This window comes from Mesorhizobium sp. WSM4842 (assembly GCF_055901575.1).
Genome location: NZ_CM148372.1, coordinates 1,804,891 through 1,828,199, shown reverse-complemented (window position 1 = coordinate 1,828,199; position 23,309 = coordinate 1,804,891). Strand labels below are relative to the sequence as shown.

Here is a 23,309-nt window from a genome sequence, read left to right as displayed (position 1 = left end):
TGACCATCCTTTGCCCTGAGCGAGAACGGACGGTAGATCGATGACAGCGACCGTGAATGCCGACACTGGACGCCAGCGCTTGCGAACGGCGGTGTTTCTCGCCGTCGCCATGGCCGCCACCGTCGGCTCGGCGCTGGCCTTCCAGTATCTGGGCGGCTACATCCCCTGCAAGCTCTGCCTGGAGCAGCGCACCCCCTACTACATCGGCGTGCCGCTGATGCTGGTTGCAGTGCTGTCGTCGGCTCTGCGCTGGCCGGCTTGGCTGACGCGCGGTCTGCTGGCGGTCGGCGGGCTGCTGATGGCCTACGGCGTCTATCTCGGCGTCTATCATTCCGGCGTTGAATGGGCGTGGTGGCCGGGGCCGACCGATTGTGCGGCGGCGGCAGGACCGGTGGACACCGGCGGCAAGGGCGTGCTCGACGCGCTCGACAAATTCGTCCCGCCCTCCTGCGACAAGGCGGCTGTGCGCATCCTCGGCCTGTCGCTGGCCGGCTGGAACGCCATCGCCAGCTTTGTCCTGGCTGTCATCGCCTTCCGCGGCGCCTTTGCCCGCGACTGAGCTGCACAGCGCAGAGTTCGTCCAGAAATTCGTCAGGCCGGAGCGCATGACGTGGGTTTCGAGAACCGGAGCGGAGCGTACTTACAGTACGTGAGCACCGGAAGTGCAGAAAGCTGCGTCAGGCGACCGGCATGGCGGATTTCTGCCGAACTCTATGGTTCGAGTTCGACATCCCAGTACAGATAATCCATCCAGCTTTCATGCAAATGGTTGGGCGGGAACAGGCGGCCATTATTGTGCAGATCATGCACCGTCGGCTGGTAGGGCTTCTGCAGCGGCCACATCTTGGCGTGAGCCGGCATCATGCCGCCCTTCCTCAGATTGCACGGCGAGCAGGCGGCGACGACATTCTCCCACGTCGTTGCGCCGCCGCGATGGCGGGGAACGACATGGTCGAAGGTCAGATCCTCCGGCGTGCCGCAATACTGGCACTGGAAACGATCGCGCAGGAACACGTTGAAGCGGGTGAAGGCCGGATGCCGCGATGGCTTCACATAGGCCTTCAGGCTGACGACGCTCGGCAGCTTCATCGAGAAGGTCGGCGACGACACGGCGTGCTCATATTCGGCGACGATATTCACCCGCTCGAGGAACACCGCCTTGATGGCGTCCTGCCACGACCAGAGCGACAGGGGGTAATAGCTGAGCGGACGGTAATCCGCGTTCAGCACCAGTGCTGGAAGCCCATCCGGAGATACGGCAACCGTCACGTCATTGACCTCCTTGGCTCTCGAACCTGTCGGCGCGGATACTGTAAGCCCGACATGACAGGGATGTGAAGCGGCTTGTCGATCAAACGCAGCGCTAAAAATGCAGGATTTTCATGCTTTTTTGCGGATTCAGGCAGGAGGCGCGGCGTCCCTGCCCCGGGTTTCACGATAATAGGCCCAAAAAAGCCTTGATGCGACACCTCGCCACGGGCTCCATGATTCGGCGAGCTGGATCAGTGTTTTCTCGGGCGGACGCGGGTCGATGCCGAGCGCGTGGCCGACCGCGCTCTGCAGGGCAACATCGCCTGCCGGGAAGACATCGGGGTGGCCAGCGGCGAACAAAAGATAGACTTCCGCCGTCCACGGGCCGATGCCCGGCACCTTGGTCATCGCCGTGATCGCATCCGTGGCGTCGAGCAAGCAGAGATGATCGAGGTCGAGGCCATCGACCACCGCCTGGGCGACGGCGATCAGGCCGCGCTGCTTCGGCCGCGACAGTCCGGCCTCGCGAAAAATGGCTTCGTCGGCGGCAAGGATCGCCTGCGGCGTCAGCGGATCGACGAGTTTTGTCAGCCGCCCGAAGATGGCGTCGGCGCTGGCGCGGGAAACCTGCTGCGAGACGATGATCGAGGCAAGGCTTCTGAACCCCGGCTCGGAAAGCCGAAGCGGCACCTCGCCGGCCATGCCGCGCACTTTTGTGAGGCGCGGGTCGAGCAGGCAGAGCGCGTCGAGCCCTTGCGCGATGTCGTCGAGCGTGGCGATGCGTTGCATGTCTGCTTGTTCCCAGCGCAAAATGTCAGATGTAATCAGGCGCAAAGTAGCAACTGGCGAAAGCGCCGCACAACCCGATTGCCGCCGAAGGATGACACTCCTGACATTCCGCTTCGCGCCGAGCCCAAATGGCGAACTGCATCTCGGCCACGCCTATTCGGCGCTGCTCAATCATAAATTGGCGAGGGCAACCGGCGGGCGCCTGTTGCTGCGCATCGAGGACATCGACACGACGCGCTGCACGCCGGAATTCGAGGCCGGCATTTTTCGCGACCTGAGATGGCTCGGGCTTGGCTGGGAAGAACCGGTGCGCCGTCAGTCCGAGCATTTCGCGGACTATCAGGCGGTGCTCGACCGGCTGATCAGGGAAGAACTCGTCTACCCAGCCTTCATGAGCCGTGGCGAAATCCGCGCCTTCATTGCCGACAGAGAAAAGCGCGGCCGCGACTGGCCGCGCGACCCGGACGGTGTACCGCTCTATCCCGCCGTCGACAAGGCATTGCCGATGAGGGAACGCCAGCGTCGGATTGCCGAGAACGCGCCTTTCGCCTGGCGGCTCGACGTCGATGCTGCGATGGCGCGCGTCGGCAAGAACCTGGCATGGATGGAATTTTCGGATGAGATGCTTTCCGCAACACGCACGGTGCATGCTCGGCCGCAGGACTGGGGCGACGTGATCGTGGCGCGCCGTGAAATCCCGACAAGCTATCATCTCGCCGTCGTCGTCGACGACGCGCTGCAGGGCATCAGCCATGTCGTGCGCGGCCTGGACCTCTATTCCGCCACCGGCGTGCAACGCCTGCTCCAGGAGATCCTCGGCCTGCCGCAACCAGGCTACTTCCACCATCGTCTCGTCCTCGGCCCAGACGGACGAAAGCTGTCGAAGAGTTTTGCGGATACCGGCCTTGCCGCCCTGCGCGAGGCCGGCGCATCACCGGCCGACGTCAGGCGGCTGATTGGGATTTAGTCCATTCCGTTACCTCAGAGCGTCACGAAGGTGCAGAACCTTTGATGACGGAGCGAGGCGCCCCCCTCTGTCCTGCCGGACATCTCCCCCACTTGGGGGGAGATTGGCAGCTTCGCGGACAGCGTCCTTTTTGCAAGGTTGGTGGTTGGCGAAATCAGTGATGAGGCCAATCTCCCCCCTGTGTGGGGGAGATGTCCGGCAGGACAGAGGGGGGCGCGAAGGATCACTACAGATGAGCATTTATCCTGAGCCGCTGCATTGTTCGGCTGATGTCACGGCATGGATCCAAGGGTCTGCGCCGCGTCGCTTCGCTCCTTGCTCCGCCCTAGGATGACGAAGGCGCGGGGGCTTACGGCTAATCGCCAGCGTCAGGGATGGCGGCTGGAGGCCGGCCGACAGCGACCGTCCACAGTCGCTTTCAGGCTCAGTCTAAGAACCAAATCCTCTGTGCAGAGGAACTGGATCATGCTTTGGTCTTGAAACCTCCCTGACCAGCGCCTCCTTCAATTCGGATGAGCCTATGGATCAACCGTTTGGTTTTGCTTGCCGGGTTGAACCGCATTACAGCAGTCGCGACACTCAACCCATCACCGAACACGCGGCAGCCCCCCGAAAATGCACAACATCAAGCGGTTCATCCCCGCCTCTTTCGTGGTCCTGTGGGCGACCGGCTTCATTGGCGCGCGTTACGCCATGCCGTGGGCCGAGCCTTTCACCTTCCTGGCCGCGCGCTTCGTTCTGGCAGCCGTCCTGTTGGCCGCCTTGATGGCAGCACTCGGTTCCAGGCGGGCGACCCGCGCGGAAGCGCTGCACGCGACCGGCGCCGGCATCCTGATGCATGGCGTCTATCTCGGCGGCGTGTTCTGGGCCATCCATCGAGGCATGCCGGCCGGGCTTTCGGCCTTGATCGTCGGGCTGCAGCCGCTGATCACGGCGGTGATGGCCGGCCGGTTTCTCGGCGAGGCCATCCTGCCGCGCCATTGGGCCGGTCTCGCCGTAGGACTTGCCGGCGTGGTCATCGTGCTCTGGCCGAAGCTCGGTGCGCTCGGCGGCGGCGTGACGGCCGAGACGCTGGCCGCCTCGCTTGTCTCGGTGCTCGGCATGAGCGCCGGCACGATCTGGCAGAAGCGCTTCGCCTCCGGCGGCGATCTCGTGGCGGCCACCAAATGGCAATATGTCGGCGGCGCGTCGGTGATGGCCCTGGCCTCGCTCGCCTTCGAGACGCGAACGGTCGTCGTCAACGGCGAGCTGATCTTCGCCATGGCATGGCTGGTGCTGGTGCTGTCGATCGGCGCCATCTTCCTGTTGATGGTGATGATCCGCGACGGCGAGATGTCGAAAGTCGCTTCGCTGTTCTATCTGGTCCCGGCGGTCACCGCGGTCATCGCCTGGATACTATTCGGCGAAAAGTTGACCCTGATCCAGATCGTCGGCATGGCGATCGCGACGCTCGGCGTCGGGCTGGCAACCGCTCAGCCGACCAAAGCATGATCCCGAACCGAAGATCAGCGAAGCAAAAAGTGGGAACCGGTTTTCGGAGAAGATCATGCTCAAATAAGAATCAGCCAACCCGGGCGCGTGCCTCCAGATAGCGGCTGATCGCGGCGTTGAGCTCACCGCCGAGGATGAAGATCGCCGAGACGATGTAGAGGAAGACGACCGCGACCATGATCGAGGCAAGGCCGGCATAGGTCGTCACATAGGACGAGAAACGGTCGAGATAGGCGGCGAAGATTGTCGACCCGATGAGCCAGGCAATCAGCGTGAAGATGATGCCCGGTATGATCGAGACGAAGCGGCGCTTGCCCGCAGGCAGCCAGTAATGCACTGCGAACAGCCCGCCGACGATGACGACGGAGGCGATGATGTAACGCCACAGCGTGATCGTGCCCATATAGGGCTTTATCCATTCGAAATTGGCCTCGGCCAGCCGCCCCAGTAAGGGCGCGAAAACCACGAGCACGCTGATCACCAGAAAACCTGCCGTGGCGATCAGCACGAAGACGATGCTCTGCACCCGGCGATAGATGATGCCGCGCGTTTCGGAAACGCGGTAGGCGCGGTTGAGCGAGGTGCGCAGCGCCTCGATGCCGTTCGAGGCGAAGAAGGCGGCAAGCAGCACGCCATAGGTCAACAAGTCGGTGCGCTGCACGGTGAGCACGTTGAGCACTTCGCGCGCGATCGGCTTGGCGATTTGCTCGGGCCAGGTGTCGAAGACGAGATGCACGGCGGTGTCGGCAAAAGCCTGTGCGCCGAGGAAGCTGGCCAGCGTCGTGGCGAAAATCAGAAAGGGGAAAAGCGCCATCAGCGCCGTGATCGCCAGATGACTGGCCATCGCCCAGCCATCGTCTGCATCGAAATGGCCGAACGCGTCATAGAGCACGCGTTTGACGGCTACGATCTTCCGCAACACGAACCGCGTTCCCTTCGATTGTCTCGACGCCGAGAATATGGGAAGGGATTGCGGCAAATGGCAAGCCTAGGTCAAAGCACGCCTCCTCCTGGAGGAGAGTTGCGCACCATCATCGTCACCGGAGCTTCTTCCGGGATAGGCGCCTATTGCACCCGGGCGCTGAAGGCGGAAGGCTGGCGGGTGTTCGCGACGGCACGCAAGCCGGAGGATATCGCCGCCCTCGAGGTCGATGGTATCGAGGCCTTCTATCTGGACTACCGCGAGACCGGATCCATCGAGACGCTGGTGGCGTCAGTGCTGGAGCGGACGGGCGGACGGCTCGATGCCCTGTTCAACAACGGCGCTTACGCACAGCCCGGCGCCGTCGAGGACCTGCCGGTGGCAGCACTCAGGGAGCAATTCGAGGCGAATGTCTTTGGCTGGCATGACCTTACCCGCCGCGTCGTCCCGGTGATGCGGCGCCAGGGCCATGGCCGTCTTGTCCACTGCTCCTCGATCCTCGGCCTGGCGCCGCTGCCCTTTCGCGGCGCCTATTCGGCGTCGAAGCACGCGATCGAAGGGCTGATGCTGTGCATGCAGCAGGAACTTCAGGGCAGCGGCATCCATGTCTCGCTGATCGAGCCGGGGCCGGTGACATCGAAGATCGCCAGCAACGGCCTTGTGTGGTTTCTCAGGAATATCGACCGTGAGAATTCCGTCCACCGCCGCGCCTACGAGGCGCAGCTGCAACGGCTGCAGGCCGGCGGCAGCACGTCACGGCTGAAGCCTGGGCCGGAGGTGGTTCATGCGGCCTTGCGCCATGCGCTTCTGTCGCGGCGCCCGCATCCGCATTATGTGGTAACGGTGCCGGCCAGGATCGGCGTTATCCTCAAACGCATGCTGCCGGCATCAATGCTCTACCGCCTGCTTGCCAAACGCGCCTGAACGCAATCGACTGGAAACACACTATGGCAACCGTCTTCAACATCCTCGCTGTCCTCGTCATGGTCGCCGTGGTGATCGTGCTGATCCGCGGCCTCGTCAACATGATGCGCGGCGGCTCCGGCATGACCTCCAACAAGCTGATGCAGACGCGCGTGCTGCTGCAGTTCGTGGCATTGGTGCTGATCATGCTGGCGGTGTATTTCACCCGCAAGTGACGAGGGTGGCGAGTTCGGGAGGCAGAGCGTGGTCAAGCTCAACAAGATCTATACCCGCACCGGCGACGACGGCACCACCGGCCTCGGCACCGGTGAACGGCGGCTGAAATCCGATCTGCGCATCGACGCCTATGGCACGATCGACGAAGCCAATGCCTGCATCGGCATGGCACGCATCCACACCGCAGCAACATATCCGGCGATCGATGCGATGCTCGGCCGCATCCAGAACGACCTTTTCGACCTCGGCGCCGATCTGGCCGTGCCGGACGACGGCAAGCCGCTCGACTATGAGCCGCTGCGCATCACCGCTGCGCAGACCGACCGTGTCGAAACGGACATCGACCTGCTCAACAAGGACCTGCAGCCGCTCAAATCCTTCGTGCTCAACGGCGGCACGCCGGCGGCCGCTGCCCTTCACCTCGCCCGCACGGTTGCACGGCGGGCCGAGCGCATCATGGTGGCTTTGACGCAGGACCCAGGCGAGCAAGTCAACCGCGAGGCGATAAGATACATCAACCGCGTATCGGACTTTCTGTTCGTCGCCGCGCGCGCAGTCAATGACAATGGAAACGCCGACGTGCTATGGGTTCCCGGCAAGAACCGCTGAATCTGCCGAGGCGGGAGGGGGTCCGATGTTCATCCCGCTTTATGACACCAACCGGCTGCGCCACATCAAGCTGCAATATGTGACGATCGGCCTGATCGCGTTCAACACGCTCATCTACTTCGCCACCGCGCTTGGCGGCGAGCAGTTCACCAACGCCGCTGTGCTGGGCCTCGGCTTCATTCCGTCGGTCGTCCACGACAGCGTCGAACTGGCTCCGCAGTTTGTCGTCATTCCGGAGAGCCTGAGCTACGTCACCTATTCCTTCCTGCATGCTGATATTTTCCACCTCGGCGGCAACATGCTGTTCCTCTGGGTGTTCGGCGACAATGTCGAGGACGCGCTCGGCCATGTCCGCTTTCTCATCTTTTATCTGCTTTGCGCCATTGCCGGCGCCTTCTTCCAGGGCCTGATCGCGTGGGACTCGCAGGTTCCGCTGATCGGCGCGTCAGGCGCCATCGCCGGCGTGGTCGCCGCCTATCTGATCCTCTACCCCAGGGTGAAGGTATGGGTGCTGGCCTTCGCCCGCATCCCACTGCGCATCCCGGCCTTCATCCCGCTCATCCTTTGGATCCTGTTCCAGATCGTGATGTTCGCCGCCGGCGGCGAGGATCAGATTTCCTGGGCCTGCCATGTCGGCGGCATCATCGCCGGGGCCGTGCTGGTGCTCGTCTTGCGCAACCGCGCCGTACCACTGCTTGCCGGTGCTGAGGAAGAAACCACGTTGGTCGTCGGACCGGCACCCGCTGCTGCAGAGCCCACGGCAAGCGACCCGCTAGCGCAGCCGGCGCCGCGCTGGGGCCGGGGAAGCGCCTCCAGTCCGGACTGAACCGATTTGAGTGCGTCGCGGATGATTTGGGCGCGCCCGGATATTGACGTGCGGGGTCGCCGCAACTACGGAAGCTTTCCCACAATGCATGTCGCGCAAAAGTGTGCAGCGGTTTTGCGATAACGAGATGCATAAAACAACAACCTAAAGCGCGTCGCGTGTGGCCGGTCAAACGCGACGCGCTTTAGGCGGTCGGAGACCAGAATTCCGTCCGGAATGTCGGCTTTCGACAACTCTGAAGAGGCGCACACTGCTATAGCGCGCCCGACTATCTTGAAAGAGGTGGCTATCGTGAAAGAGGTGACAGGCAAATGAAGATCCTTGTGCCCGTGAAGCGGGTTGTGGATGCGAATGTGAAGGTTCGTGTGAAAGCTGACGGTTCGGCGGTGGAACTCGCCAACGTCAAGATGGCGATGAACCCGTTCGATGAGATCGCGGTCGAGGAGGCGATCCGGCTGAAGGAAGCCGGCAAGGCAGAGGAGATCATCGTTGTCTCGATCGGACCGCAGCAGGCGCAGGAGACCTTGCGCACCGCACTCGCCATGGGCGCCGACCGCGCCATCCTGGTCAAGACCGACGAGCAGACGGAGCCGCTGGGTGTCGCCAAGGTGCTGAAGGGCGTCGTCGAGGCGGAAAAGCCCGGTCTCGTCATTCTCGGCAAGCAGGCGATCGACGACGATTCCAACCAGACCGGCCAGATGCTGGCCGCACTTCTCGGCTGGGCGCAAGGTACTTTTGCTTCCAAGGTCGTGATCGATGGCGACAAGGCCAAGGTGACGCGCGAGGTCGATGGCGGCCTGCAGACGGTGGAGCTGAAGATGCCGGCGATTGTCACCGCGGATCTTCGCCTCAACCAGCCGCGCTATGCCTCGCTGCCCAACATTATGAAGGCCAAGAAGAAGCCGCTCGACGAGAAATCGCCCGCCGACTACGGCGCCGACGTCAAGCCGCGCCTGAAAGTGCTCAAGACCGAAGAGCCGAGCGGCCGCAAGGCGGGCGTCAAGGTCAAGAGCGTCGCCGAGTTGGTCGACAAGCTCAAGAACGAAGCCGGCGTGCTCTAAGGAAATCCGATGAGGCCGGCCTGCAAACGGCCGGTTTCTCCGCTTCCGGTGCTCACGTACTGAAGTACGCTCCGCTCCGGTTCTCGAAACCAACCGTTTTCGACTCGGCCTGACCGGATTTCAGGGAGTCTCGAAAAGGAAAGTCAGGGATATCATAATGGCTATTCTTCTGATTGCCGAACACGACAATGAAACGCTTTCCGACCAGACCGCCAAGGCGCTTTCGGCGGCACTGCAGATCGGTTCGGACGTGCATGTGCTGGTCGCCGGCAAGGGCGCCAAGCCGGCAGCCGACGCCGCCGCCAGGCTCAAGGGCGTGAGCAAAGTGCTGCTCGCCGAAGCCGACGAACTCACCGAGCGTCTCGCCGAGCCGCTGGCGGCGCTCGTCGTCGGCCTCGCCGGCGCCTATGACACGATCATCGCGCCGGCGACCTCGTCGGGCAAGAATGTCGCGCCGCGCGTGGCAGCCCTGCTCGATGTCGCGCAGGTGTCGGAGATCATCGAAGTGGTGTCATCAGACACCTTCAAGCGGCCGATCTATGCCGGCAACGCCCTCCAGACGGTGCAGTCGAGCGACGCCAAGAAGGTCATCACCGTGCGCACCGCCTCCTTCCAGGCCGCACCCGAGGGCGGTTCCGCTCCGGTCGAGACGATTCAGGCGGCGGCCAATCCCGGCCTGTCGAGCTTCGTCGAGAACAAGCTTTCCGAGACCGATCGTCCTGAGCTGACTTCGGCCAAGATCATCATCTCGGGCGGCCGCGCGCTGGGCTCTTCGGAGAAATTCCAGGAAGTCATCCTGCCGATCGCCGACAAGCTCGGTGCGGCCGTCGGCGCCTCGCGTGCCGCCGTCGACGCCGGCTACGCGCCGAACGACTGGCAGGTCGGCCAGACCGGCAAGGTGGTCGCACCCGATCTCTACATCGCCGTCGGCATCTCCGGTGCCATCCAGCATCTTGCCGGCATGAAGGATTCGAAGGTCATCGTCGCCATCAACAAGGACGAGGAAGCGCCGATCTTCCAGGTCGCCGACTACGGCCTCGTCGGCGACCTTTTCGTCATTCTGCCGGAGCTGCAAAAGGCGCTTTGACGCCTTCTGGCAAAGCGTATTAAATTGTGAAGCGCGGGGTAGACGAAGTCGCCCCGCCCTTTTAGTTTGCACCGCACAAAAAGCAGGCCGCAAAGGCCTTTTGACGGGATCGGTGTAATGAACAAGATCGAGACGATCGGCATCATCGGCGCGGGCCAGATGGGCGGCGGCATTGCGCATGTGTCCGCGCTTGCGGGCTACAAGGTGCTGGTCTACGACATCTCACCCGACCGCATCGAAAAGGGCATCGCCACGATCAGCGGCAACATGGCCCGCCAGGTCGGCTCCGGCAAACTCGAGGAAAAGCTGCGCAACGAGGCGATGGCGCGCATTTCGGCAGCGCCCACCATGGCCGATCTTGCGGGTGCCGATCTGGTGATTGAAGCGGCGACCGAGGACGAGACGGTCAAGCGCAAGATCTACGCCCAGCTCTGCCCGCAGCTCAATCCCGAAGCCATCCTGGCGACGAACACCTCGTCGATCTCGATCACACGTCTCGCCGCGCAGACCGACAGGCCGGAGCGTTTCATCGGCATTCATTTCATGAATCCGGTTCCAGTGATGAAGCTGGTCGAACTGGTGCGCGGCATCGCCACCGAGGACCAGACCTTCGAAGCGGCAAAGGCCTATGTGAACCATCTCGACAAGACGATCACCGTCTCGGAGGATTTTCCGGCCTTCATCGTCAACCGGATCCTGCTGCCGATGATCAACGAAGCGATCTACACGCTCTATGAGGGGGTCGGCTCGGTCGACGCGATCGACACCGCCATGCGGCTCGGCGCCAACCATCCGATGGGACCGCTGCAGCTTGCCGATTTCATCGGCCTCGACACCTGCCTGTCGATCATGCAGGTGCTGCATGACGGTTTGTCGGATTCGAAATACCGCCCCTGCCCGCTGCTGGTGAAATATGTCGAGGCCGGCTGGCTCGGCCGCAAGACCGGACGCGGCTTCTACGACTATCGCGGCGAGCATCCCGTTCCGACGCGCTGACTGGCGATACGAGCCAACGGACCATCGCGCGCGGTCGCGCTGAGTGAAGACCATGCGGCTGTTCCGTCGACAGCTTCTTGGCCGCTGATCGAAGACCGCATCAGGCCGATCCTTGCCCGTTTGCTCGCCGACCGCCGAAGCCCGATGGATTTGGCTTAAACCAGCCCGGCAGAGCGTTTCACGTCGAGCATTTTGCAGCCAAGTGGAATAACTTGGCGTCGCACAAATGCGGCTAAAACAAAGAGATAGAGCCCGGTTCAATCCAAACGCATTCCGCTTTAGGGTCAAAACTCAATCAGCGGGTTGCCGCCAATGGCCGAGATGGGTGGTTTTCTGCCCTCCGCCTCGCCAATCGGAACGAGCAGGCAGCGCCATAATCGGACTTACGCGGCCATCGCTATGGAGGTCGCGTCTCGGACACGTTCCGGACGTATGGTGCCGCGGTAGAATACCCGTCTCGACATAGGCCTCCAGTCTCGCCAGCAACCCATAACTAAATTCGATATGGATGGAACGGGTGGTCTTAGCCAAGTCCGCCGAGCCTAACCCAGTCATGCTGATGATGACACGGACGCTGGTTAATCTGCTCTTCGATTCGCGATTGCTATGGTAGTAATAGCCTCTCAACGCCGGTGCCGTAAGCTACTCGCTTACGCGTCGCTTTGCGGAATATCCTGAGGGAATCAGACATCAGTGTCGAACGAGATAGGTTTCCATCGTGCCGACGCCTCTCAGTTCCACAGTGCAGCGCGGTTCTAGCTCCCAAGAGGCGTGCAGAGCGCGTCTGGTTGCCTCCGAGATTTGCATGCGGTCGGCTACGCCCTGGGACTCGAGCCGGCTTGCGATGTTCACGGTTTCACCCCAGACATCATAGACGAACCGATGTCGGCCGATCAGACCGGCGATCACCGGTCCGGTGTGTACGCCGATTCGGACGCGAAAACTATCGCTGCCCGACGCCAAGAGCCTCAACGAGTCCAGCATGGATTTTCCCAGGGCCACGGTCCTGTCGGCGTGATCGGCCGCCGGCTCCGGAAGACCACAAGCGGCCATATACGCGTCTCCGATTGTCTTGATCTTCTCCACGCAATGCTTCTCCGCCAGCGCGTCGAACATGCTGAACATCCGGTCGAGGCGCTTGATAAGGTCGGATGCCGGCAATTTCGCTGCGATAGGCGAGAATCCGACAATATCGGCAAAAAGGATGGTCACTTCCTCGAACCGGTCCGCAATGATCTCCTCGCCCCCTTGCAGCCGCGCAACGATTTGACCGGGCAGGACGGCATGTAGAAGCGAGTCGGCCCGCCGCTTTTCCGCCTCGATCCGCTGAAGATACTGGTGCTCGCGGTCGCGCCAACGCTTCTTCTCCAGACTGGAGTTGATCCGGGCGCGCAGCAGGACCGGATTGAACGGTTTAAGCAAGTAGTCGTCGGCTCCCGCCTCGATGCAGCGGACCACGGCGTCGACTTCGTTCAGCCCCGATATCATAATGACCGGGATGTGCCGCCACCGGCGCTCAGCTTTCAATCGCGAGAGCACCTCGATGCCGTTCATGTCCGGCATCAGTATGTCCAACAGAACAAGGTCGAATTCATATTCCGCAAGGCGGGTCAGCGCGGACAGGCCTGACTCGGCAGTGACTACCTGATGACCGTCGTGCAGCAAGCGGCGCGAGAGAAGATCGCGGTTACTGCCGATGTCGTCGACGACAAGTATTCTACCGTTGCGTCCTGAGAATGCATCGCGCTCCGTCTTGCCCAGCGCCCTTTCGAGCCCTGCTGCATCAATCTCTGCCTGATCCGTCGTCCACAGCCCTTCGTTGTCGCTGGCGCGCGATAGGCCGGCAATTGCATCGACATGCGCCAACAGCTCGGCCGCAGCCGCGAGCATCACCCTGACATCTTCGTCCAATGCGTGTTCGTGCAATTCTTCGGCTTCTTCAAGGATCATTTCGGAGTAGCCGATAATCGCGTTGAGTGGTGTTCGCAAATCGTGGCGCAGTTTCGCCTCGATCTCGCGCCCTGCATGGTCCGGATAGTCGGCTTTGCCATGGATCAAGCTGTCGATGAGGCTGTTCAATTGCCGGGCAGCGGCGCCGACCCTCTCAAGATCTGGAGTGATGTGCACCAGACTGTGGTTCTGCACCTGTTCTAGCAGCAGTTCCTGAAATCCCGAGATTGCCCGTGCTGGTCCAGCAAGCGTCTGCGCCAGATGGGCGGCTATTGCGTGGCGTTGGAACTCGTTGGCAGTCATATCTCCAATCCGCCGACTCGGCGGCTCACGGATTTGTGGCAAGCAATTGTTCGATTTTCTGGACAAGCCTCGGCAGGTCCACCGGCTTGCTGTCGTAGTCATCGCAGCCGGCCTCAAGCGCCAATTCCCGATCGCTGGTCATAGCATGCGCAGAAAGCGCGATTATAGGGATCCCCGAGGTGGCTGGATCAGCCTTGATCCGCCGTGTCGCCTCCCATCCGTCCATCACGGGCAGGCTCATATCCATAAGGATCAGATCCGGTCTTTCCGAAATGGTTAGTTCCACGCCGGATTGTCCGTTTTCCGCAATAAGCACTTCGAACCCACGCCGCGACAACCGCCGCGAGAGCATGTCGCGATTCATTTCGTTGTCTTCCACCAGAAGGATTCTCGTCATCTTCGGCCTCTTCTAACGATGGGTCAACGACCTGAGATGCCGGGCCAACCTACTCGGCCGCGGAAATCTGGCGTTCGAGCGCCTTGACCAATTGAGACCTGCTGTTCGCGCCCTTGGTCACAACGGCAACCGCCCTATCGCGGAGCCATTCGAGCTCGTTCATCGACAGATCTTTCGAGGTAACTACGACCACCGGAATGTTCTGCAGTTCGGGCGTCTGCTGCATCTCACTCAATGTCTGAAACCCGTCCATTTCGGGCATCAACAGATCAAGCACCACCAGGCGCGGCAACAACCGTTTCATCAGGCCAAGGCCGCGCACCCCGTCGCTTGCCTCGTGGACCCGCCAATCCTTCTTGATCAGGATACGCCGAAGGAAATCGCGGGAGGCTTGGTCGTCATCAATTACAAGCACATCACGGTTGCCACCGCCGCAAGCCTCAATTGTTTGAATCAGCTTCTCGGTGTCGATCGGCTTCGTCAGGTATTCAACCGCCCCGAGTGAGAGGCCGAGTTCGCGATCTGCAAGTATCGTCGCAAGGATCACAGGAATCTCGCAAAGCTCCCTATCGTTCTTCAGAGATCGCAGCACTGACCAGCCGTCCTGATGCGGCATGATGATGTCGAGAATGATCGCCGCGGGGCGATGCGCTCGAGCAGCGGCTATTCCTTCCTCGCCGCTTGCTGCTTCGAACGATGCCAGTCCCGCCTCCGCCAAGGCGCTGGCGATGACGGTTCGGGCGGCTGGTTCATCATCTATGATCAGAACCGCCTTGTCTCGTGGCGGCAACGGCACAGCTTCGGAGGGGTGTTGCTCGCTAGATTCTTTTTTGAACTCGGCTGGAATCTCCATTGTGAAGGTCGAGCCTTTTCCGAGTTCGCTCTCGACCTTTACAACGCCGCCGATCATTCGGCTAAAACTCCGGGTTATGCTGAGGCCAAGCCCCGTTCCGCCATAGTTGCGAGTGGTGGATGCGTCCGCCTGCGTGAAAGCGTCGAAGAGCCGTTCCTGCTGCTCCGGCGTCATCCCGATCCCGGTGTCGGACACTTTGAATATCAGCCAATCGCCGTTTGGTCGCCGGTCGCGACGCACCGTGAGTGTTACACGTCCCCCTTCGGTAAACTTGGCGGCGTTGCTGAGCAGGTTAAACAGGTTCTGACGCAACTTCGTCTGGTCCGAATGCATTTTCCCGAGGTCGTCCTCGAGGTCCAGTACGAAACCGTTTCGGTTTTTCGCCATCAGAGGCGCGACTGTGGCCTGGACGTCGCGCATCAAATCGGCGACGTCGAACGTTTCCAAGAAAATTTCCATCTTGTTCGCCTCGATCTTCGACAAGTCGAGGATGTCGTTGATGAGCGCCAGGAGATGGCGACCAGCCGCGGCGATCTTCTCCAGTTCCGGAACGAATTCCACCATGTGCTGGTCGCTCGCATCTTCGATCAGCATCTCGCTGTAGCCAATAATCGCGTTCAGCGGCGTACGCAGTTCGTGGCTGACGGATGCGACGAAGCGGCTCTTGGCTTCATTCGTCGATTCAGCACGGCTCTTGGCGCGCTCGAGTTCGTCTTGTCTCTGTTTCAATTCCGTGATGTCGGTGTAAACGGCGACCGCGCCGCCGTCAGGCGTTTTTCGCCTGCTTACGCGAACCCATCTGTCGCCGAAGCGATCCTCACCGACGAAGCCCGCCGGATCCTTGTGGATGTGTAACCGCTGGGCAATCCACTCCTCCGGCGACGCGCCCGCAAGGTCGACTTGCCCGCCCGCCAGGCGTTGCTCCAAGATTTCTTGGAAGCTTTGCCCAGGAAGAGAAGCTCGCGCATGGTCAGGGAAGAATTCGCAAAATTTGCTGTTGGCCAGGATGACCCTGTCCTGCGGATCGAATAGGACAAATCCGTCAGAAATTGCCTCAAGCGCCGCTGCGATCGTCCGTCTTTGCTGCTCCGCCTCGTCTTCCAGTCGTTTCTTTTCAATCGCGCCCGCGCGAAAAAGTCGAAGCGTCCGCGACATTGCGCCGAGTTCGTCGCCTCCCTCAATCGGTATTTCAATATCGTAGCGTCCTTGCGTCAGTTCGCCGATGACCCGGTTCAGCCGCCGTAACGGGCTAACGATCGAGCGAAGAACAAGGATTGTAAGAAGCGACCCAATCAACAGCACGATGACCACCAGAATGGCAGCGGTAGTCGCGGTTTTCTGGGCTAGCCTTACAGCCTCGTTGCGAGCAGCTTCTGCCTCGGCGCTCACTTGCTCGACAAGTTTGTTAAGGGCGGCATCGACATTCGTGCTGTGGGTTCGCGCCTCGGCCAGGAGAGCGTTTCCAATGATGCGGTTATCCTGAGTATAGCTGTCCGCCGCCTCTAGTGCCCTTTTTACGTAGTCATCGATCTCGACACGGATTTCCCTCACTGCATCGGGGGATGATTTCGAAAGGCCGTCCAGTTGGTCCAGCAGTCGCTCACGCGCCTGCTCGGCATTCCGCTGGGAGTTCATTAGCAAGCTGACCGACAAATCGGTGAGCCAGTATCGCAATTCGCCAAAGGTCACGTGCGCCGCAGCCGCAGTCGCCGCGAGATCGAACAATGCCTTAGTGTCTGCGGTGCGGTCGGCACTGCGATAAAGCGCCTGCGTGAGAAGGATGGAAGATACGATGAGACTAATGAGGCCGGCCGCTGTCAGTGCAGCTACGCGCGCCGCGATCGGCAGACTGGCAAGGCGACGTCCCAGGGATTTCGACGGCGCCGGTATGGCTTCCACCTCGTGGGGTGTCTGTTCCAGGACGCTCATTTGAACAAGACGATGCTGATTGCGCCCCCCAGATCGCCGGCTTTTCCGCCCTCCTTGGGATATCCAGTTATGTCGATCTCGCCCTTCGGCTCGCCGTGGCAGGAAAGGCACGACTCCGTATAGTATTCGGGCAGGAGCATTCGAAATGCCGGGCGTCCCTCCACCTCGGTCACATCCGTGTAGGCTTCGCCTTTTGCTCTCTTCGGATCTGAAAAGACGCTTACGATGATGCTGGCTTCCCAAGCGTCCGGAAGAGATTTGCGGTTGCGCACGAGTTGCTCGGGCGCAGTCACGCGCACCAGAGCTTCGTTGCCAACCTTGGCGGCGAATTTCTCATTCAACAGACGCGCGAAAACGGCCGGCACGAAGCCCTTGAACCCGATCCCAGCGCGGTTGATGTCATCTTGGCGCTCGTCCACCACCTCCCGCATAGCCCCAATCTGGGCCTCAAGCAGACGCCGGTCGCGATTGGTCAATTCGCCGGAAAACGGGGCTTGGCCGGTGTTTTTTGAGTAAACGGCGATGGCCTCGCTCGCAAACCGCTCGCTGTCGAGGTGCTTGTCGCCAAGTGCGGGATCGTTGATTAGTGTCTGATAGTTGGAGACAACGCTTCGCCCAGCGCGAAGCAATTCCGCAAGGCGGATTCCCATCGCGACATCTTCAGTATCTCCCGCTCCCATGGCAGCCGGCGCGAGGAACGCGCAACCGACAAGAGCAACGCCAATGCTTCTCCGCGTCAAGGTTGACAGGGCGAACATCTCCATCCCGTCGAAAGAAGCCAAAGAAAAAGTATAGCACAACGCAGGCCGATAGCGTAGCGACAAACGCCATGCGCAAGTCCCTTTAAGGCCGCGACGGGCTATCCAAGCGTTGACGGCGGCGCGGGTCTGCTCCGTGATCTCGAACTGCACCGGGCGCCCCGTCTTCCTCTGAACGATCACCGCGCGATCGCGGACAGCACCGGAGAGCGCGACATCGCCGACCGTCACGGTGACCAGGTCGCAACCTCGAAGCTTGCTGTCGATGGCGAGATTGAATAGTGCCAGATCCCGTTCTGCGCCTGACACCTGCAGTCGTGTTCGGATGCTCCAGACTTCGCGCGGCTTGAGGGGTGGCTTCTGACCAACAAGGTGGCCTCTATTCCAGCTGGACATGGTTCTTCTCCCATGCCGCCCTCCGCAGCCACAGCGCTCGACGCGAGCAGACAATCCTAGAACGAACATAGAGCCTCGCGCACGTTCGCTCGAGGGGTTATAGGATTGTCAGACGCAGGCAGCAGCTTGGTCAATGGACGCGGTCGCGCCATGAACGGACGTTTAGCATACCCGTCTGCTTACGGCCGTTTTGGGTCCCATTGTAGTCGCCTGCTGGGCGGCTGCCGAACACTCCGGTCGCCTCCTCGTGCGGAACCACTGGCTATCTGCAACGTGCCTTGCATGTTACCATTGGGGGTCGTCTGGGAGAGCCGGACGCAGGGAGCAACGGTCATGGGAGCTAGGGCCATCCGTTTTCTGGTCGGGTTAGCTGCCGGCTTCCTCGTATTGCCCCATCCAGTCAGTGCGCAGGAGGTGATTTATGTCGTTCGGCACAGTGATCCGCCATCAACACTGAACCTGGATGAGATTCTCGACGAAACCCCGCTGTCGGAGTCCGGACGACAAAGGGCAAAGATGCTGGCTGAGCGACTAAAAGACGCCGGCGTTACCGCTATCTATGCCACGCAAGCCACGCGTACCGTTGAGACGGCAGAGCCACTCGCGAAAACCCGTGGACTCGAAATTCGTGTTCATTCGTATGAGGACAGCGACGGCTTGGTCCGTCTACTTCGCTCACAGAACGGCAGAGACAGAGTGCTTGTCGTTGGGCATTGGAGTACCATTCCAGAGATTCTCAAGGCGCTCGGATATCCTGAGGAAGTAAAGATCGAACGAAGTGCATATGACAATTTGTTCGTAGTCGTCCCGAAGGAAGAGCAGGCGCCGATCGTGCTGCACCTCCACTACTGACACTACTGAGAATTGAAGCTGAGCGCTTCAACCCATCAAGCGAGCGACCTAACGGGAGGTTGTGTCCCGGACTACAGCCCGCCCTTTCTCTTGCTCGCGGCTCGCTGATCGTCAGATGTCCATTGTCGGTCCGAAATTGCGAATGGTTCTGGCCGGGAAGTTGTTTCCCGGGACGAGATCGGCAGGCGTCGCAAAGGCTCGATCCAATAGCAGTGAGGAAGCATCGTCGTTGCATCCGCGCCGCGTCTCGATACGCGCTGCGCTGGCTTTCACGTTTGGTGTCATCATCGCAGTGACCGCCGCCGCGCTCATCCTCGCATTGGAAAGCGGCCGCCAGAACACTATCGCTCTCGTCCGCGACCGCAGTGAGCGAATTATCGACACGATTGTGGAACGGACTCGATTGCACCTCGATCCAGCCCGCGACCAGTCCGAATTCCTGGCCAGGCTTTTCCGCGATGGCGATCTCGACCCGCAAGATGAAGCTGCCTCATTGGGCCAACTTCGGGCGGCACTCGCAGGTATTCCACAGGTCGCCGCGCTAGCCGTCATTCGCACCGATTTGAAGCAATTGCGCGCCGAACGCCATGGCGACGATGTCGTTTTGCGAAAGATCGACATGCAAACCGTGCCCGGCCTGGACGAAGCGTTCGAGATGGCGCGACGCGCAGGTCACCCTGTCTGGGAAGAGCTTCTGTGGAGTGAACGGTTGAACCAGCCTCTCGTCAACGTTCGTACCCCTCTGTGGCATGAGGGTTCCTTTCTCGGGATTTTATTAACCGCGGTTACGGTTTCGGAGCTGTCACGTTTTCTCGCCGAATCGCCCGCCGGATCAGACGTCGGCGCGTTCATTCTTCTCGGCCGCAACCACGTCCTCGCTCATGCAGCACTTGCGCACAATCCTCAGCTGTTCAAGCGCGATAAACTCCTTCCGGAAGTGACCGAGATCGGGGATCCGGTGTTGGCCTCGATCTGGAGTCCAAATCCCGATTTGGGCGCAGCCGCCTTCGTAGGTTCTTCGAAAAGCCACGTCGTGACCGTTGATCGCGCGCCCTATGTCTTCATTTATCGCGACATCACAGGATACAGCGACCAGCCTTGGGTGGTAGGCCGCTACCTGCCGCTCGACGAGATTGGCAGCGAAGTCCGCAGACTTGAACACGCGGCCTGGCTAGGGCTCGGGGCGGTCCTTGTGGCGGTCGCTGGCGCCTGGCTGGTCGGCTATGCGATTGGAAAGCCGATATTGCGTCTGGCACGCGCAACGTCTGCAATTCGTACGCTCGATCTCACTTCTGCCCGCCCGCTCGCTGGCAGTCATCTTCGCGAACTGGACGAGGCGATCCGAGCCTATAACGCGCTCATTGCGACCTTGCACTGGTTCGAGACCTATGTGCCGCGACGCCTAGTCAAGCAGCTGATGGCGCAGGGCGAACAGGCGTCAGCACTTGTAGAGCGGGAAGTCACGGTGCTGTTCACCGACATTGTCGACTTCACGAGCTTTGCCGAACGGCTATCGGCGTCCGATGCGGCGACGTTCCTCAATGACCATTTCAGGCTGCTCGCCGCCTGCGTGGAGGCGGAAGGCGGCACCATAGACAAGTACATCGGCGACTCGCTGATGGCATTTTGGGGAGCGCCTGAATTGCAGCTGGATCATTCAGCCCGTGCCTGTCGTGCAGCGCGCGCGATCGCCACTGCGATCATTGGCGACAATCGGCGCCGACGAGGGCTTGGGCTGCCGCCCGCGAGAATCCGGATAGGTATCCATGCCGGCCCGGCGATGGTGGGAAATATCGGGGCTCCAGGGCGCATCAACTATACGCTGGTCGGAGACATCGTGAACACCGCGCAACGCATCGAGGATGTCGCCAAAAAATGCATGACCGACGAAGACGAAGCGGTCATTCTGGTCAGCGACGCCGTGCTGCGATCTGCGGGACCCGAATGCTCGGCGCAACCCATCGGCGAGCATATATTGCGCGGTCGGCACCAGGCGACAAACGTTTTCAGATTAGAGGCGAGTTGATCCCTTTTCAGACCTTCTGGCCCGACACTACGAAGGTGCCTTCGGGTCAAGGGCGTGAATTCGGCACGGGCGAGCGAAACTTCCGCTTGGGGTCGAACTAGGTCGTTCAGAATGAATGAGTTTTGACCTTAGAGCATCATGGTCTCCGATCGCGGGCCGTCGTTACCAGCGCACAAAAAGCCGCCCGCCGAGCGCGCCGAGCCCGGCGAGGATGGCAATGGCGATCGTGTACCAGGTGGCGACGAAAAGCGGCGAGTCGTCGAAGCAGTGCGCGGCATAGAAAGTTGCCGCCAGCCCACCGGCGAGCAGGCCCGCCACCGTTCCGGCAAGCACCGGCCGCGTCGGGGCGCCATAGCGCAGCACCGCGAGGAAGATGGCAAGCGGACCGATGCCGATCAGCGGAATGAACGTCAGGCAGACAACCATGTTGCTGCCGACCAGCCGCGTGCCCCAGTCGGCCGCAGGCACAAAAAGGAGTTCCAGCACCACCGCCACGGCCACCAGCAGCGGTGCGGCAATCATCCAGGCCGCCGCCCTGCCCGTCGATGCACCGGGTGTCGACAGGGCGCGGATCAAGGCGAAGGCGCAGACGGCCAGAGCCATCGTGAAGACGAACTTGGCAAGGAAGCGCATCGTATGCATGGCGGTGGCGATGTCGGTGCGTGGGCCGATCGCCAGCCAGAACACGACCGCCGCGATCAGCGTAGCCGCACCGGCGCCTATCCACCAGGCCGAGCCAAGCGGCATCGCCGTACTGCGGGCATCGGCGTCGAGCGCCTTGATGAGATCGTCGGTCCTCATGTCATTCCCGCCCGAATTGTTTGGCCCCGAACCGTTTGGCAATCGCTGCGAGCCCACGATGCAGCGACACGCGCACCGCCGTCTCGCTGATGCCGAACTTCGCTGCCGTTTCACCAATGGAACGGCCTTCGACCGACACCGACGAAACCACGGAACGCTGCGACGGCGGCAGGCCGTCCAACGCCCGATTGATGTCGCGCTCGCTGACCGCTTCGGCCTCCGGTTCGGCGAAGGTCTCGGCGATCTCGTCGATCTCGATCTCGATGCGCCGCCCGCGCCGCCGAAAGGCGTCGATCAGCTTGAAACGCGCTATGGCGTAGACCCAGGGCAGCACAGGTAAATCCTGGCGCCAGGTATGCCGTTTCACATGAATGGCCAGCAAGGTTTCCTGCACGACATCCTCGGGATCGACCCCGCCCTGAACGATCTTGCGCCTGATAAAGCCGCGAACGAGAGCAGCCGTCCGGTGAAGAAAGTCGGCGTAAGCCCTTTCATCTCCCGCGATCGCGGCCCGCATCAGCCGGGAAAGCTCGGCTTCGTCCTTGCCGGTCACAAGAGTTCACTCCCGATATTCGCACCTCGGCGCTGATTTGTTACGTGGCCGGCGAAATAATGTCCAAGCCAAAGTATGGGGAATATCACGAAGGTTTCACCTCCGGCGCCCGATTGCGCCGTTCATCAATGTTGACTACACCGGTCAGGAATTGATAGGTGCAGCCATTCTAAATCAAAGACCATCGAGATCGAGAGGGATGACGTCCATGAAATATGCTCTTTCCGCCCTTGCCGGTGCCACGGCGCTTGCAATCAGCCTGATCGCCGGCCCGGCGATGGCCCAGGACGGCGGCATCGTCGTCTACAATGCCCAGCACGAGAGCCTGACCAATGCCTGGGTGGAAGGTTTCACCAAGGAAACCGGCATCAAGGTCACCGTTCGCCACGGCGGCGACAGCGATTTCTCCAACCAGATCGTCGCCGAAGGCGCCGCCTCGCCGGCCGACGTGTTCCTGACGGAAAACTCTCCCGCCATGGTGCTGGTAGAATCCGCCGGCCTGTTCGCGCCGGTCGACGCCGACACGCAGGCGCAGGTTCCCAAGGAGTATCAGCCGGTCAGCGGCAAATGGGTGGGCATCGCCGCGCGCAGCACCGTCTTCGTTTATGACAAGACCAAGCTGACCGCCGAGCAGTTGCCCAAGTCGCTGCTTGAACTCGCCGATCCGAGCTGGAAGGGACGCTGGGCCGCTTCGCCGTCCGGCGCCGATTTCCAGGCGATCGTCAGCGCCCTTTTGCAGCTCAAGGGTGAGGCCGCGACGGCCGACTGGCTGAAGGCGATGAAGGAGAATTTCACCGCCTACAAAGGCAACAGCACGGTGATGAAGGCGGTCAATGCCGGCGAGATCGAAGGCGGCGTGATCTATCACTATTACTACTACGGCGACCAGGCCAAGACCGGCGAGAACAGCAAGAACGTCGGGCTCCACTATTTCAAGAACCAGGATCCGGGCGCGTTCGTCTCGGTTTCCGGCGGTGGCGTGCTGGCCTCCAGCAAGCACCCGAAGGAGGCCCAGGCCTTCCTGAAATGGGTGACCGGCAAGGGTGGTCAGGACGTGCTGAAGACCGGCAATTCCTTCGAATACGCCGTCGGCAAGGGCGCGGATTCCAATCCGGCGCTGGTGCCGCTGGCCGATCTGCAGGCGCCGAAGGTCGACGCGACGACGCTGAACTCCAAGAAGGTGACCGATCTGATGACGGCAGCCGGCTTGCTTTAGTCAGCGTTCGTCCTAAAAGGGCAACCGACTGCGCTCCTGCGGGAATTCGCTTTCCGCAGGAGCGCTCTGTTTTTCAAGATGGCATTCGTCGATGACGACAAGCTGTGTTTTTGGCCATTTTTGCGGCCCTTCGACC

Annotated in this window: 22 protein-coding genes and 1 pseudogene; 13 read left to right on the top strand and 10 right to left on the bottom strand. The window is 61.2% G+C overall.

All coding sequences use genetic code 11. From position 1 onward, the window contains the following. Window positions 1-40: 40 nt before the first annotated feature. Entirely contained in the window at window positions 41-559 is a 519-nt protein-coding gene (locus AC0NIE_RS08765) for a disulfide bond formation protein B (RefSeq protein WP_473489267.1), read from the top strand. 152 nt (window positions 560-711) lie between these two features. Here AC0NIE_RS08765 and AC0NIE_RS08760 read toward each other — a convergent pair whose 3' ends face one another. Beyond that, window positions 712-1,269, bottom strand: a complete 558-nt coding sequence (locus tag AC0NIE_RS08760; protein WP_029348574.1) for an HNH endonuclease — start codon at window positions 1,267-1,269, stop codon at window positions 712-714. Window positions 1,270-1,398: 129 nt separating this feature from the next. Further along, a complete protein-coding gene (locus tag AC0NIE_RS08755) occupies window positions 1,399-2,040 on the bottom strand; it encodes a DNA-3-methyladenine glycosylase family protein (protein WP_473489268.1) in 642 nt (213 codons plus the stop codon). Between the two features lie 91 nt (window positions 2,041-2,131). Here AC0NIE_RS08755 and gluQRS point away from each other — a divergent pair, with 91 nt between their 5' ends. Beyond that, entirely contained in the window at window positions 2,132-3,007 is an 876-nt protein-coding gene (gene gluQRS, locus AC0NIE_RS08750; protein ID WP_473489269.1) for a tRNA glutamyl-Q(34) synthetase GluQRS, read from the top strand. Window positions 3,008-3,622: 615 nt separating this feature from the next. Then, window positions 3,623-4,498 carry a DMT family transporter gene (locus tag AC0NIE_RS08745; RefSeq protein WP_473489270.1) on the top strand — a complete coding sequence of 292 codons (876 nt, stop codon included), beginning with the start codon at window positions 3,623-3,625 and terminating at the stop codon, window positions 4,496-4,498. 70 nt (window positions 4,499-4,568) lie between these two features. On the opposite strand, the gene AC0NIE_RS08740 is transcribed toward AC0NIE_RS08745, so the two are convergent. Further along, window positions 4,569-5,420, bottom strand: a complete 852-nt coding sequence (locus AC0NIE_RS08740; RefSeq protein WP_473489271.1) for a YihY/virulence factor BrkB family protein — start codon at window positions 5,418-5,420, stop codon at window positions 4,569-4,571. Between the two features lie 57 nt (window positions 5,421-5,477). On the opposite strand from AC0NIE_RS08740, the gene AC0NIE_RS08735 reads away from it, so the two are divergent. From AC0NIE_RS08735 to AC0NIE_RS08705, 7 genes are all read left to right on the top strand, one after another. Next, window positions 5,478-6,344, top strand: coding sequence for an SDR family oxidoreductase (locus AC0NIE_RS08735; RefSeq protein ID WP_123149185.1), 867 nt, complete (start codon window positions 5,478-5,480; stop codon window positions 6,342-6,344). A gap of 23 nt (window positions 6,345-6,367) precedes the next feature. Then, complete coding sequence (locus AC0NIE_RS08730) at window positions 6,368-6,559, top strand: twin transmembrane helix small protein (RefSeq protein ID WP_123149186.1); 192 nt, start codon at window positions 6,368-6,370, stop codon at window positions 6,557-6,559. A 28-nt stretch (window positions 6,560-6,587) separates the two neighbouring features. Then, a complete protein-coding gene (locus AC0NIE_RS08725; RefSeq protein WP_473489272.1) occupies window positions 6,588-7,169 on the top strand; it encodes a cob(I)yrinic acid a,c-diamide adenosyltransferase in 582 nt (193 codons plus the stop codon). Window positions 7,170-7,194: 25 nt separating this feature from the next. Continuing rightward, a complete protein-coding gene (locus AC0NIE_RS08720) occupies window positions 7,195-7,995 on the top strand; it encodes a rhomboid family intramembrane serine protease (protein ID WP_473489273.1) in 801 nt (266 codons plus the stop codon). A gap of 311 nt (window positions 7,996-8,306) precedes the next feature. Beyond that, window positions 8,307-9,056 carry an electron transfer flavoprotein subunit beta/FixA family protein gene (locus AC0NIE_RS08715; protein WP_473489274.1) on the top strand — a complete coding sequence of 250 codons (750 nt, stop codon included), beginning with the start codon at window positions 8,307-8,309 and terminating at the stop codon, window positions 9,054-9,056. Window positions 9,057-9,213: 157 nt separating this feature from the next. Further along, on the top strand, window positions 9,214-10,143 hold the full coding sequence (locus AC0NIE_RS08710) for an electron transfer flavoprotein subunit alpha/FixB family protein (RefSeq protein ID WP_473489275.1): 930 nt from the start codon (window positions 9,214-9,216) through the stop codon (window positions 10,141-10,143). Window positions 10,144-10,260: 117 nt separating this feature from the next. After that, entirely contained in the window at window positions 10,261-11,139 is an 879-nt protein-coding gene (locus AC0NIE_RS08705; protein ID WP_292192597.1) for a 3-hydroxybutyryl-CoA dehydrogenase, read from the top strand. Between the two features lie 690 nt (window positions 11,140-11,829). Here AC0NIE_RS08705 and AC0NIE_RS08700 read toward each other — a convergent pair. From AC0NIE_RS08700 to AC0NIE_RS08680, 5 genes and pseudogenes are all read right to left on the bottom strand, one after another. Beyond that, window positions 11,830-13,392 (bottom strand): adenylate/guanylate cyclase domain-containing protein, encoded by a 1,563-nt coding sequence (locus tag AC0NIE_RS08700; RefSeq protein WP_473489276.1) that lies wholly within the window; start codon window positions 13,390-13,392, stop codon window positions 11,830-11,832. Window positions 13,393-13,417: 25 nt separating this feature from the next. Then, a complete protein-coding gene (locus AC0NIE_RS08695; protein ID WP_473489277.1) occupies window positions 13,418-13,789 on the bottom strand; it encodes a response regulator in 372 nt (123 codons plus the stop codon). Window positions 13,790-13,838: 49 nt separating this feature from the next. Then, window positions 13,839-16,571 (bottom strand): hybrid sensor histidine kinase/response regulator, encoded by a 2,733-nt coding sequence (locus tag AC0NIE_RS08690; RefSeq protein WP_473489278.1) that lies wholly within the window; start codon window positions 16,569-16,571, stop codon window positions 13,839-13,841. Further along, window positions 16,568-17,329, bottom strand: coding sequence for a Tll0287-like domain-containing protein (locus AC0NIE_RS08685; protein ID WP_473489291.1), 762 nt, complete (start codon window positions 17,327-17,329; stop codon window positions 16,568-16,570). Before AC0NIE_RS08685 ends, AC0NIE_RS08690 begins: the two co-directional genes overlap by 4 nt. An 87-nt stretch (window positions 17,330-17,416) precedes the next feature. Continuing rightward, a pseudogene (locus tag AC0NIE_RS08680) lies at window positions 17,417-17,725 on the bottom strand (site-specific integrase); the annotation flags it as partial. A 333-nt stretch (window positions 17,726-18,058) separates the two neighbouring features. Between AC0NIE_RS08680 and AC0NIE_RS08675 the strand changes: the two are divergent. Further along, the gene (locus AC0NIE_RS08675) at window positions 18,059-18,577 is read left to right on the top strand and encodes a histidine phosphatase family protein (RefSeq protein ID WP_473489279.1); all 519 of its coding nucleotides are present in this window, start codon (window positions 18,059-18,061) and stop codon (window positions 18,575-18,577) included. 229 nt (window positions 18,578-18,806) lie between these two features. Beyond that, window positions 18,807-20,603 carry an adenylate/guanylate cyclase domain-containing protein gene (locus AC0NIE_RS08670; RefSeq protein ID WP_473489280.1) on the top strand — a complete coding sequence of 599 codons (1,797 nt, stop codon included), beginning with the start codon at window positions 18,807-18,809 and terminating at the stop codon, window positions 20,601-20,603. A gap of 162 nt (window positions 20,604-20,765) precedes the next feature. Here the strand turns inward: AC0NIE_RS08670 and AC0NIE_RS08665 are convergent, their stop codons facing one another. Both AC0NIE_RS08665 and AC0NIE_RS08660 read right to left on the bottom strand, forming a co-directional pair. Beyond that, window positions 20,766-21,404: an NrsF family protein gene (locus AC0NIE_RS08665; RefSeq protein ID WP_473489281.1), complete on the bottom strand. Its 639-nt coding sequence runs from the start codon at window positions 21,402-21,404 to the stop codon at window positions 20,766-20,768. Window position 21,405: 1 nt separating this feature from the next. Then, window positions 21,406-21,957, bottom strand: coding sequence for a sigma-70 family RNA polymerase sigma factor (locus AC0NIE_RS08660; RefSeq protein WP_473489282.1), 552 nt, complete (start codon window positions 21,955-21,957; stop codon window positions 21,406-21,408). 208 nt (window positions 21,958-22,165) lie between these two features. Between AC0NIE_RS08660 and AC0NIE_RS08655 the strand changes: the two genes are divergently transcribed. Beyond that, window positions 22,166-23,173: an iron ABC transporter substrate-binding protein gene (locus AC0NIE_RS08655; RefSeq protein WP_473489283.1), complete on the top strand. Its 1,008-nt coding sequence runs from the start codon at window positions 22,166-22,168 to the stop codon at window positions 23,171-23,173. Window positions 23,174-23,309 lie beyond the last annotated feature (136 nt).

Coding starts and splice junctions, on each gene's coding strand:
- AC0NIE_RS08715 (WP_473489274.1), top strand. CDS start 8,307: ATGAAGATCCTTGTGCCCGTGAAGCGGGTTGTGGATGCGAATGTGAAG.
- AC0NIE_RS08765 (WP_473489267.1), top strand. CDS start 41: ATGACAGCGACCGTGAATGCCGACACTGGACGCCAGCGCTTGCGAACG.
- AC0NIE_RS08685 (WP_473489291.1), bottom strand. CDS start 17,329: ATGTTCGCCCTGTCAACCTTGACGCGGAGAAGCATTGGCGTTGCTCTT.
- AC0NIE_RS08710 (WP_473489275.1), top strand. CDS start 9,214: ATGGCTATTCTTCTGATTGCCGAACACGACAATGAAACGCTTTCCGAC.
- AC0NIE_RS08655 (WP_473489283.1), top strand. CDS start 22,166: ATGAAATATGCTCTTTCCGCCCTTGCCGGTGCCACGGCGCTTGCAATC.
- AC0NIE_RS08735 (WP_123149185.1), top strand. CDS start 5,478: ATGGCAAGCCTAGGTCAAAGCACGCCTCCTCCTGGAGGAGAGTTGCGC.
- AC0NIE_RS08695 (WP_473489277.1), bottom strand. CDS start 13,789: ATGACGAGAATCCTTCTGGTGGAAGACAACGAAATGAATCGCGACATG.
- AC0NIE_RS08720 (WP_473489273.1), top strand. CDS start 7,195: ATGTTCATCCCGCTTTATGACACCAACCGGCTGCGCCACATCAAGCTG.
- AC0NIE_RS08705 (WP_292192597.1), top strand. CDS start 10,261: ATGAACAAGATCGAGACGATCGGCATCATCGGCGCGGGCCAGATGGGC.
- AC0NIE_RS08665 (WP_473489281.1), bottom strand. CDS start 21,404: ATGAGGACCGACGATCTCATCAAGGCGCTCGACGCCGATGCCCGCAGT.
- gluQRS (WP_473489269.1), top strand. CDS start 2,132: ATGACACTCCTGACATTCCGCTTCGCGCCGAGCCCAAATGGCGAACTG.
- AC0NIE_RS08730 (WP_123149186.1), top strand. CDS start 6,368: ATGGCAACCGTCTTCAACATCCTCGCTGTCCTCGTCATGGTCGCCGTG.
- AC0NIE_RS08755 (WP_473489268.1), bottom strand. CDS start 2,040: ATGCAACGCATCGCCACGCTCGACGACATCGCGCAAGGGCTCGACGCG.
- AC0NIE_RS08745 (WP_473489270.1), top strand. CDS start 3,623: ATGCACAACATCAAGCGGTTCATCCCCGCCTCTTTCGTGGTCCTGTGG.
- AC0NIE_RS08675 (WP_473489279.1), top strand. CDS start 18,059: ATGGGAGCTAGGGCCATCCGTTTTCTGGTCGGGTTAGCTGCCGGCTTC.
- AC0NIE_RS08690 (WP_473489278.1), bottom strand. CDS start 16,571: ATGAGCGTCCTGGAACAGACACCCCACGAGGTGGAAGCCATACCGGCG.
- AC0NIE_RS08700 (WP_473489276.1), bottom strand. CDS start 13,392: ATGACTGCCAACGAGTTCCAACGCCACGCAATAGCCGCCCATCTGGCG.